This is a genomic window from Segatella copri (assembly GCF_003465495.1).
Taxonomy (GTDB): Bacteria; Bacteroidota; Bacteroidia; order Bacteroidales; family Bacteroidaceae; genus Prevotella; species Prevotella copri_G.
The window spans coordinates 1-2,098 of sequence record NZ_QSAV01000098.1 but is presented as its reverse complement, the minus strand read 5'-3'; the positions used below and the strand labels follow the sequence as shown (position 1 = coordinate 2,098).

Here is a 2,098-nt window from a genome sequence, read left to right as displayed (position 1 = left end):
CATATAACCGACATCATCTATTCCTCCTGTCCTCAAGCCTGCCATGTTCAAGGCGGACTCTGCTCCTTCCGTTCGGATAATGCCCACATTTGTGTCTGTGTCAGTTGCATCCGAAAGGGATATGGTTCTTGTCGCACTTCCTGTTCCGTCAACACGCAGATAGATGTTTTTGCCTTCCTTGCGGATAGAGATGTCCGTTCCGTCAACATCCGTGGCGATGTATGAATTTGAGACCGCTCCGTTGATGATCGGATAAACAACTCCAGCATTGGTGAACCGGAATCCATACTTGCATGTGCTGCCACCGATGCTTCCGAAGCCAACGTCAAAAGTCGGGTGACTTGTCGGACAGGTGAACTCAAAAGCACCGCCACCTCCAACAAGGGCTGGGGTCGTGGCATAAGCTCCGGAAGCGGCTTTCTCTTGGATGATATTGTCAGTAAAGCCATTCCTTGACACTTCAAGTCCTTGCGCAGTCCATCTTGCCACTGTACTGTCGGGCTTGGACGGCACGTTGGTCTTGACCATCCATGTACGTTTCATGACATGCCACAGGGAATCTGTAGGTGAGGTATATGTTGCAAGTGCCACATCATCGTCGCCCCAGAAAGTGAAGCCTCTGTCCGGCATCGGATTGCCGTTTTCACGTCCCATGACAAGCAGACGGGAAGCGGATGAAGGGTTGTATGGATTTGCGTCATGATAAGTTCCGTTCTCCTTCAAGGCCGCATACACCGGACTTTCCTCATATGATGTTGCGGAAAGCGGTTGGGAGAGACTTCCTGCCGTGTCGGTTCCAACAGCTGTGACCCTATGGTGGTAGGCTTGGTTCTCCGCCATATCCCAAGTCAGGTTTCCGTCGCTGTCAAGATACGAGCCTTTGAGGGTGATGCCGTACTTTACCGCCAGATAGCTCTCCACTTTTCTGCGCTCATCGGGTGTAAGCATCCTGCTGAAAACAATAAGCTCAGGGGCATATCCCCGGATGGAAGCATTACCGAAGAGCGAGGTCGGGAAATCCGTACCGAAACTGCCAGAGGTGGAAGGGGTTCCGATGAATAATGTGGTGTTGGAGTTGTCTCCCCACAATGTCGTTGAAGGATTGCTTACCTTGAAGTAGGAAACAACGCGCAGGGCGCTTTCCTTAAAACCTTTCTCGGACAAAGAATCATTTGATTGATAAAGCAGGTCTTCACCCGATGCTGAACCATAGTCCAGTGGTTCAACACCTCTACCCCTTACGGCTTTGTCCTTGCTCAGAATGGCTCCGTCGCCCTTGCGGCCGTCAAGAGCATAGACAACCATATCCTTGCCGATGGTTGTCAGTTCCGGTGCAAAGACACCGATGACGGTAGCCTGCGAGAGGTCGCCGTGCTTGAGGCTGGCACTCAGGCTGCGGAATCCGTCTGCGAGCCAGAGACTCGGATTGAAGTTGAAATAATGGACTGAACTGTTCGGAAGAGTAAGTTCAGACTTGACGCCACGGCTGTCCAATAGCATCAGCCGTATGGAATCCCCAGAGAAATCCTGCCAACGGTAATAACCTTGCAGGTCTGAGTTCAAAGGCGCAGTCTTGAACCACAGTTCGCTTCCGCTGACTCCTCCGGGCGTTTGCGCGAAACTGCCGATAGCGAAGCCTAACAGTAACAAAGAAGTAAACTTTCTCATGCGCTGTCAATTTGGAGTGTTTGAAAAATATAAAAACGTATGCCTCTGCCGCGCAGGGAGAGACCAGTGAGAGAGAACGGACTGTTACTACGGAGAAGAATTGTGATATAGGCTTGCTCCGTAAAGTCCTATTGTCACGTGGCAGGCCAACAGGCTTTACCACCAAAATAATGCTGCAAATATACAAAAATAATCTTAATAAACGGATATAATCTTTAAGAAATTTGCTGATTTGGTGTTTTTTTCTTATGATTTCGGTCAATTTTGCAGAAATCTTTTACATCTGTTGTATGTACTGGAGTTAGTTTGGCAAAAATACACAAATGGTCACGGCTTCACTTTCTTATATAAGAATGTAAATCATGGTTTGAAACTGTACACACTCGGAGTACAAATGAAAACAAGATATGCTTGTGTCGGAAAGGTATAT

At 48.6% G+C, this 2,098-nt stretch carries 1 pseudogene; it reads right to left on the bottom strand.

What is annotated here, in order from left to right:
• A pseudogene (locus DWV53_RS15135) lies at nt 1-1,668 on the bottom strand (T9SS type A sorting domain-containing protein); the annotation flags it as partial.
• Nucleotides 1,669-2,098: the final 430 nt, after the last annotated feature.